This window comes from Streptomyces sp. NPDC002773 (assembly GCF_040295605.1).
Classification (GTDB): Bacteria; Actinomycetota; Actinomycetes; order Streptomycetales; family Streptomycetaceae; genus Streptomyces.
The window spans coordinates 23,493-31,261 of record NZ_JBEOVO010000050.1; the positions used below are offsets into that span (position 1 = coordinate 23,493).

Annotated in this window: 11 protein-coding genes and 1 pseudogene; 8 read left to right on the top strand and 4 right to left on the bottom strand. The window is 70.1% G+C overall.

All coding sequences use genetic code 11. From position 1 onward, the window contains the following. Complete coding sequence (locus ABT034_RS33135) at positions 1-621, top strand: hypothetical protein (protein ID WP_351220800.1); 621 nt, start codon at positions 1-3, stop codon at positions 619-621. 828 nt (positions 622-1,449) lie between these two features. Here ABT034_RS33135 and ABT034_RS33140 read toward each other — a convergent pair. Beyond that, positions 1,450-2,445 (bottom strand): DNA polymerase Y family protein, encoded by a 996-nt coding sequence (locus tag ABT034_RS33140; protein WP_351220801.1) that lies wholly within the window; start codon positions 2,443-2,445, stop codon positions 1,450-1,452. Further along, a complete protein-coding gene (locus ABT034_RS33145) occupies positions 2,442-2,690 on the bottom strand; it encodes a DUF8825 domain-containing protein (RefSeq protein ID WP_351220802.1) in 249 nt (82 codons plus the stop codon). Before ABT034_RS33145 ends, ABT034_RS33140 begins: the two co-directional genes overlap by 4 nt. 113 nt (positions 2,691-2,803) lie before the next feature. Between ABT034_RS33145 and ABT034_RS33150 the strand changes: the two genes are divergently transcribed. Genes ABT034_RS33150 through ABT034_RS33160 form a run of 3 tightly spaced genes read left to right on the top strand, consistent with a single transcriptional unit; the run spans position 2,804 to position 3,814 of the window. Then, positions 2,804-2,986, top strand: coding sequence for a hypothetical protein (locus ABT034_RS33150; RefSeq protein WP_351220803.1), 183 nt, complete (start codon positions 2,804-2,806; stop codon positions 2,984-2,986). Positions 2,987-3,042: 56 nt separating this feature from the next. Then, the gene (locus tag ABT034_RS33155; protein ID WP_351220812.1) at positions 3,043-3,345 is read left to right on the top strand and encodes a DUF6233 domain-containing protein; all 303 of its coding nucleotides are present in this window, start codon (positions 3,043-3,045) and stop codon (positions 3,343-3,345) included. Between the two features lie 10 nt (positions 3,346-3,355). Then, a complete protein-coding gene (locus tag ABT034_RS33160) occupies positions 3,356-3,814 on the top strand; it encodes a hypothetical protein (RefSeq protein WP_351220804.1) in 459 nt (152 codons plus the stop codon). A 6-nt stretch (positions 3,815-3,820) separates the two neighbouring features. Here ABT034_RS33160 and ABT034_RS33165 read toward each other — a convergent pair. Beyond that, positions 3,821-4,123, bottom strand: a pseudogene (locus ABT034_RS33165) (IS110 family transposase); the annotation flags it as partial. 117 nt (positions 4,124-4,240) lie between these two features. Here ABT034_RS33165 and ABT034_RS33170 point away from each other — a divergent pair. The 3 genes from ABT034_RS33170 (at position 4,241) to ABT034_RS33180 (ending at position 5,830) form a co-directional block, all read left to right on the top strand. After that, positions 4,241-4,630, top strand: a complete 390-nt coding sequence (locus ABT034_RS33170; protein ID WP_351220805.1) for a hypothetical protein — start codon at positions 4,241-4,243, stop codon at positions 4,628-4,630. A 453-nt stretch (positions 4,631-5,083) separates the two neighbouring features. Further along, on the top strand, positions 5,084-5,461 hold the full coding sequence (locus ABT034_RS33175) for a hypothetical protein (protein ID WP_351220806.1): 378 nt from the start codon (positions 5,084-5,086) through the stop codon (positions 5,459-5,461). 129 nt (positions 5,462-5,590) lie between these two features. Then, on the top strand, positions 5,591-5,830 hold the full coding sequence (locus tag ABT034_RS33180) for a hypothetical protein (RefSeq protein ID WP_351220807.1): 240 nt from the start codon (positions 5,591-5,593) through the stop codon (positions 5,828-5,830). A gap of 82 nt (positions 5,831-5,912) precedes the next feature. On the opposite strand, the gene ABT034_RS33185 is transcribed toward ABT034_RS33180, so the two are convergent. Next, positions 5,913-6,263 carry a hypothetical protein gene (locus tag ABT034_RS33185; protein ID WP_351220808.1) on the bottom strand — a complete coding sequence of 117 codons (351 nt, stop codon included), beginning with the start codon at positions 6,261-6,263 and terminating at the stop codon, positions 5,913-5,915. A 171-nt stretch (positions 6,264-6,434) separates the two neighbouring features. Here ABT034_RS33185 and ABT034_RS33190 point away from each other — a divergent pair, with 171 nt between their 5' ends. Beyond that, on the top strand, positions 6,435-7,136 hold the full coding sequence (locus ABT034_RS33190; RefSeq protein WP_351220809.1) for a tectonin domain-containing protein: 702 nt from the start codon (positions 6,435-6,437) through the stop codon (positions 7,134-7,136). Positions 7,137-7,769: the final 633 nt, after the last annotated feature.

Below are 7,769 nucleotides of genomic sequence, written 5' to 3' on the forward strand. Positions count from 1 at the left end.
GTGCACAGCACCCACGACGTCCTGGGCGGGGCCGGATACCCCGACCCGTTCACCGACGAGGACCTCGCCGACCTCAAACGCGAGATTGTCCGCGACGTCACCTCCACCCTGATGTTCGGTACCGAGCCCGCCCCCATCGGCCACTTCCCCACCATGCACACCCAGGCCGACCGCCGCCTGACCACCCTGTGCGCGCACCTGCTGCGCCACCGCGACGCCGCCGAACACGTCGCCCAGCTCGCCCACGACGGCATGGACGACGACGGCGCCCTTCGTTTCGCCTCCCTGCTCTTCCTCGTCGACGAACGCGAAGGCGCCAGATTCTGGTGGGGATTCGCCGCCGGCGCCGGCAACGCCACCGCCGCCCACTGCCTGCACCTCTACCACCTGGCCCGCGGCGAACTGCGCGACGCCGACCACTGGGCCCTGCAAGCCGTCAGCGCCGAAAGCCCCACCGTCCCGCGCACCCCCGCCCGCCGCGCACCTGCCCGGCACGAGGCCCTGCGCGCCGCCGTGGGCCGGCTCAAGGTCGACGCCGCCGAGGAGTCCGGGCACAGCCGGGTCCCGCGTCCCGCCCAGGACCTCGCCGACCGGATCGAGGAACTCGCCGACGCCTTGTAGAACCCGACAGGCCAGGGGGAGCGCCCCTGGCCTGTCGGGCTCCCTCTCTTGCCTCGTGCTCGGCATTACCTCGATCAACAAACCCGTCACCGCCTGGCATGAATCCGTAACTCATCCGGGTGACGCAGGCCGGGGGCCGGCCCCTAGAGGGCGAACTCCGGCGTGGCCCTGGCCCAGTGCCGCTACGGTGAACCGTGGGAGGTCGGGCCGACTGGTCGTTGGACTGCCTCTCGTGTGCCCTCGTACCTGGTTACCCCCGGTGCGGGGGCACAGTACGTTCCCCCGGCACTGACGGGCCTGCCTGTCAGGGGATGGCAGGGTTGGTGCGGTCGTCGATGACGTCATTGCAGGAGGAGTCAAGGCGCGGAGCACTGGGTGGTCGATCGCGCGGGTCCAGCGGGTGGTGGCCGCGCCGGGATCGGTGTCGGCGTTGATGGCGAACCAGATCCAGCCGTCGTCGTAGTAGTCGGTGTCGGGGACGGTCCCGATGACGTAGCGGTGACCGGGCTCCAGAGGCACATAGGCAGTGAGATCTGGAGGAGCGAAGGGAGCGCTCACCGGCACCGAGGCCGCACAGGAGTCCTTGCCGCGCTGACGCGGCAGGGACTCTGTCACGTGCCGTTAGTCATCCCCAGTTCGGGTCGCCAGCCGCGCCCCAGCCAGGGTCGGGCACGCTGCCCCAGACGGTGTCGCGGCAGCCCCAGCCAGCGTCCCTCGGTCCCAGGCCCCAGCCGATGTCGCTCATGGGTGTCCCCTCCCTCGTTCGTCGGGCGTCGTTCACGCCCGACGTGGTGACGCTACCTTCTGGCCAGGTGAGACGGCAGGCGGTTAGCTGGCCTGCCGGTAGGCACCGGCGGGCCCGGCCAGGCGCCGTCCGTACCGCTGGTTGATGCGGTCCAGGACGGGTTCGAGACAGAGCCGGTTCTCCCGTGCGGAATCGAGGGAGATCTGTGTGCCGGGTCCTTCGTCGGCGGGGCGGAGGTCTTCGGCGGTCAGGGTGATCCGGCGGATCCGGGCACGCTGGAAGGCCATCGAGTCCAGGGTCCGGAAGGTCGCGGACCGAAGGTCTTCGGTGTGGGCGGAGGGCTGCGGGAGCGCGCGGGTGCGGTCGACGGTGGAGCCGTCGGCGAGCCGTACGGACAGGGTCACCTTGCGGGCGATCTGCTCACGCCGGCGGATCCGTTCGGCGAGGGTGACGACCAGGTCCAGGAGTCCGGCCCGTACGAGGACGGGGTCGTACACGTCGCGGCTGTAGGCGTGGAAGGCGGATGTGGACTGGGGCATGCGGTGGGCGGTGATCGTACGGGGGTCGATACCGCGGGCGTCGCGCAGGGTGCGCCCGGCCTTCCCGCCCAGGATCCGGCAGACCACGGTCTCCTCCATCGCGGCGAGCGCACCGACCGTGTAGAGCCCGTACCGCTCGAGCGCGGCGGCCTGGGCCGGGCCGATGCCGTGCAGGGCTCTGACCGGGAGCGGGGCGAGGAACTGCCCGGCGGCCCGGTCGTCGGGCAGGTGCAGTACGCCGGAGCGGCCCACGTGCGCGGAGGCGGTCGCCGCGGTCGCCCAGGTGCCGGCCACGCCGATGTGCGTGTCGATCCCGTACTTGGCCATCGCCTGGATCCGGAACCGTACGGCGAGCCGTTCGGGGGCCGCGCCGAAGAGTCGGCCGGCGCCCCGCAGCTGCGCGAGCGCGGCCAGCGGAGGCAGGGGCTGGACGACCGGGGTGAAGTCGCCGAGCAGGTCCAGTACCCGCCGGTGGCCGTCCGGGGCGGTGTCGGGACGGCACCGCACGTGCCAGATCACATGGTCGCGCTCCTCGTTCATGCCGTCGCCCTCTCACGGTCGCGGCCCTGGCTGCGGGCGTGGTCCAGCAGCTCGGCGCGGCCGGCGCCCGGACGGGGCCGGGCCCAGTACGGGTGGAACCAGACCGTGGCGGAGAGGCGGATCAGCCGCCGCCGCAGGGCCGTGTTGCCCGCGCCGCTCGGGGTGCGGGGCCGGGCGAGCTCCTCGTAGGTCCGCGTCCATGCTTCCTGGGCGCAGACGAGGTCGTCGGGGAAGTGGTGCGTCATACCTCTATTAGTGCATGTGTTCGAATTTCTAGGCAATGTGCGCCTCCCACGTCACAGGCGTACGCGACGTTCTACTGATCCGGCCGCCCCGCCCGACCCCAAGGACCCCCGCCATGACCACCCCCGCCGCCGCGCCGGTCAACCTGCCACCGCAGAACTGCCCGCCCCAGATGCTCGGCCGATGCGCCCGCTGCCAGGGCCCCTGCCACCGCTACGGGTGGGGCGGGAACCCACTGTGCCAGGCCCACAAGGCCGAGGCCGCCGCCCAGCAGAAGCATCGGCCCGCGGCTCTCTGATGTCCGAGCTGCCGCCCAACCTCCCCCGTCTTCGCACGCTGGAGACGTGGCTCGTGATGTCCCTGGCCCGCGTCCGGGCCCGGATAGCCGAGGCCGAGCAGCGCGAAGGCGCGACCCGGACCGTACGCGTCGGACCGGCCGAACCCGGCTGGGTCCTGGCCCACCTCCGAGAACGCGGCCGGCCCGTACCCGCGGCCGTCCACCTCGGCGACTGCAACCTTGCCGGACGGCACACCCGGCCCCTCACCCGCGACGAAGCCCGCCACGCCCTGGCCGAAGGCGGCCTCCCGGCCTGCGAGACACCTCAGGCGTCTAACTCGTCAAGTCAGGACGGGCGTTGTTCGAGTGTGCGTCGGTAGCATCATGGACATGCCCGATGTGTGGATCGGCTTCAACGCGTATGACCGGCAGAGGTACTGGTGGCGGAGCGGCATTGGGACGTTGGCCGTCGTCGGTGTGGTGGTGGCGATGATCTTGACCGTGCATGAGCCGGGCAAGTGGTGGTGGGTTGGCGGGTTCGGGGTCGTCGTTGTGGCCGCGTTCGCTAGCACGGTCAACTTGATCTATGGCCGGGTCCTCCTGAGTACGACGGGGTTGGAGTTCCGCACCTTCGTCAGCCGGCGGGTCATTCCCTGGAGCGAGGTCGCCGGCATCGAGAGGCGACGGCGCGTGACGCGGAGCGGAATCTGGTGTGACCTTCGGGTCGTTAGGGTCCGTGGGCGTTCGCTCGGGATTCCGGGGACCGTCACCAACCGGAGGATGGATGCCGAACTTGAGCGGAAGCAGGCAGCCATCCAGGAGTGCTGGTCCCGGGCGGTCGGCGGCTGACGGGGCTCATGCCGCGAGAGCCTCGGCTGCTGCGGGGAAGGCGGCGGTTTCGTCGAAGAGCTGTCCGTGCTGGAGGCAGTGGTAGAGCTGTCCGATCATGCGGTTGAAGAGGTTGCGCTGGGCTGAGGCGTGCCAGTCTCCGTGGTCGCGGCGGCGTCGGTAGTGGGCTTTGGCGCCGGGTGAGGCGGTGATCGAGGAGAAGGCCCAGAGGTAGCCGACGGCGTTGAGCCGGTCGTTCTTCACCCGCCGTCTGGTGATGGAGGACTTCTTGCCGGAGGCCCGGGTGATGGGTGAGGAGCCGGCGTATGCCAGGGGACGTTCGACTACGTCCCGCAAGCCACGGGCGTGGGGGCGACGGCCGCTTCAGAGACGATGCTATGGGGATGAGGAAGTAGCCGGCCTGGTCCGCACCACTGGGAGGAACCCGTGTCGTACCCGCATCCGTTCACCCCCGAGGACAAGCTCGCCGACGCGAAGAAGCTGTTGAGCCTCCCGCGTATTGTTGTGATCTGCGGTTCCACCCGCTTCATGACTGAGATGAACGAGGCCGATCTGCGGGAGACCAAAGCCGGGAAAATCGTCGTCAAGCCGGGCATCGACATGAAGTCGCCGCACGGGCTGTGGTCCGACCCGGTCGAGGCCGCGGCGCTGAAGGTCCGGCTCGATGACCTGCACCGAGCGAAGATTCGGCTCGCTGATGAGGTGCTCGTGGTCGGTGACTACATCGGGGACAGCACCCGAGCCGAAGTTACCTACGCCCGGTCGCTGGGCAAGCCCGTGCGGTTCACGCACCCCGAAGTCGACCCCGGCGCCTGACCGCCCGCGGCCGCGCGCGGCGTTGGGGACGGCAAGGGGCTGGTGGACCGGGCAGGGCCCGGCATCGAGGAGCAGGCCGACCAGATGGCGGAGGCGGCCTGCCAGCTCGCGGATGCCGCAGCCGGGGCCGGCTGGAGCCCGGCGGCCGCCGATGATGCCTTGGTCGCCATCGACACCTTGGCAGCCGTGCTCGGCCAGGTCGACCAGGAGGTCGCCGAGGTGCTGGCCGCGGTGACGGCTACGACGGCCGCGGTCCGTCGCCGCTTCGGTCTGCACGTCGAGTCCGATCCGGCGCCGGCCGGGACGGAGTGGGTGTCGGATCCGCGCCCTGCACGCCGTCCTCGGCCCAGGCGGCGCGGTCTCGGGCCGGCTTTCAGGGCATCCGTTGAACCGCACGGTGGTCTTGGTCCTCCTGGCGTGCCAAGATCCCGATCAGCAACGAGGGGAGCGGGTGTGGCTGTGAGAGCGGCGGGGCCGGATGCGGTGGTGCGCGGTGTCGAGGAGCTGACCATCGAGGAGGTTGAGAGGCTGTTGGGCTGGCTCTTCCCCCGCCTTGATCCCAAGGCGCCCGGCGTCTTGGCGACTGCGCAGTTCGCCGAGAGGAGGGTACGCGAGCAGCTGGCACGGCGGGATGCCGAAACCGTGCCGGGCTTGCCGGTGCTGGCCGACCTGGCACAGGACTGGCACTTCCTGCGGCAGGTTGCGCGCGGGATCGCTGGCGGCGAACTGCCGGACGACCGGACCGTGATCTGGAAGGGGACGTTTGCCTACATCCCCCAAGCCACGGGCGCGAGTGGGACGGCCGCGGCAGGGACGATGCTGTGGGGATGAGGAAGTAGTCGGCCTGGTCCGTGCTGCGCCAGAACTACGAGGTCGTGGAACGGGGGCGGTGCGGGATGCGGGCGCGTTATCGTGGAGTCCTCTTATCTGCGGTTTGTGTGATCTGGCAGGAGTGCCCGCGTGCCCGAGGACCCCATCGCTCACAGCGAGCTCGCTGCCCTGACCCGGCGCTTCGAGGAGGTCGCGGAGAAGCACGACCGCGAGTTCGGGATCATCAAGTCCGACCTCACCGCGGTGCGCCTCCAGATCGGCAACCTGGACCAGAAGGTCGAGGCTCTCGACAAGAAGATCGACCGGAACCAGGCCCAGATCATCGAGCTGCTCACCCAGCTCGGGGGGCAGCGCCCCGACGCCGGCTGATTTCCCCGGGCCCGGTGCCCGGCCTGTACACGACTGCGGCTCCGACCAGACACCTCTGGTCGGGGCCGCGGTGCGTTGGGGGTCAGTTTCCGGCGGGCAGGCGTTGCTGCCGGGCCTGGACGAGGCCGCGCCAGGCGGAGCGGACGTCGGCTTCGGTCCTGGTCCAGCGGATGGTCGAGGGCTGTGGGAGAGGGAGGCCGACCATGAAGTGGGCGATGTCGGTGTAGTACGCGTAGTCGCCGCCATCGGTGAGGTCGCGGAGCCGGGCGGTGGTGTCGGTGATGCCCTGGTCGTCGCCGAGGACGGCGTGGTGGAAGCAGACGACGAGCTCGAGGATCGCGGTGGCGATGGCGACGCCGGAGACGCGGCTCTCCCCTGCACATGCCGTGCCGCTGCGTCGATCCCCCTCAGGTGGGACCGCGCATCCGGTCAATGTGCCCCCAGCCAGCTGTCCCTCTCCTCAAGCGGGCTGGGAATGATAAGCGTCAAACATTCATTTTCAGATCATTTTGTTTAACGAGTCCCAGTATTGGGCCATTTGGTGGCCCTAGTCTCGGGCCGAGCAGTTGCAGGGAACGCCACGAGCGAGGGGAACAAGGTCGACATGGCTCATTGGAAGAAGATCGCGGGTGGTCTGTCGGGGATCTCGGCGGGGTCGCGGTCCAACGTGTGGGGCGTGAACTCGGACGCGAGGATCTACCGGTTCACTAACGACGACGCCACGCCGTGGCACAACGTCCCCGGTGGTCTGACCGACATCAGCGCGGCAGCCGACGGCACGGTCTGGGGTGTCAACGCGAACGCTGAGATCTATCGCTACATCGGCGACCAGGGCACCACCGGCCACTGGAAGAAGATCGCGGGTGGTCTGGTGAAGATCTCGGCGGGGTCGCGCTCCAACGTGTGGGGCGTGAACGCGAATGGGCAGATCTACCGGTTCACCAACGACGACGCCACGCCGTGGCACGGCGTCCCCGGCGGCCTGACCGACATCAGCGCGGCAGCCGACGGCACCGTCTGGGGCGTCAACGCCAACTCCGAGATCTACCGCTACATCGGCGACCAGGGCACCACCGGCCACTGGAAGAAGATCGCGGGTGGTCTGGTGAAGATCTCGGCGGGGTCGCGCTCCAACGTGTGGGGCGTGAACGCGAATGGGCAGATCTACCGGTTCACCAACGACGACGCCACGCCGTGGCACGGCGTCCCCGGCGGCCTGACCGACATCAGCGCGGCAGCCGACGGCACCGTCTGGGGCGTCAACGCCAACTCCGAGATCTACCGCTACATCGGCGACCAGCCCTAGCTGAGTCAGCCTCCGCCTCGTCGCCCCGTCACCGAACCCCGGTGACGGGGCGCAGGCCCCTTGGCGCGCAGGGGCCGCAGCCCGCCGGGCAGGTCGGGGAGCTGGAAGAAGTACCGCCGCAGCCCATTAATTTGGTGGCGAGCGAACGGGGAGAGCGTCGCCCCGAATGCCGGCCGGTCGCCGCTCAGGTGCGGTGTCACTCGTCGTCGGCGGCGTCCGCGCCGACGGGTTCGAGGTCCGCGACGAGGACGTCGCCCGGAACGCGCAGATTGTCTTCGTCGACGGCAGCCGGCGGGACTTCGCCGTCCTAGATCCGGAGCCCGAACCGGCCTCCCTGCTCGACCTGCGGGCGGCGATCAACGCGATGCGTCGGGGACCCGGCCGGCGACCTCCCAGTAGGTGCCGTCCAGCAGCGCGGCCCGCGCCGCCAGGCCGGAGGGATTCCGAAGACTCTGTCCGACACCGGTGTCCGCCGTGGCGCAACGGCTCCGGCTACGGAGCGGGCAGGCGACGAGCGAGGTCGGCGGCGAGCTGCCCGGCCGCCCGGCCGCGCCCGTCCAGGTCGAGCTCCGCCCGGCCACCGAGTACAAGGCCAAGGCCCAGGACAGCTCGATCCGCGCCTTCCGCGACGAC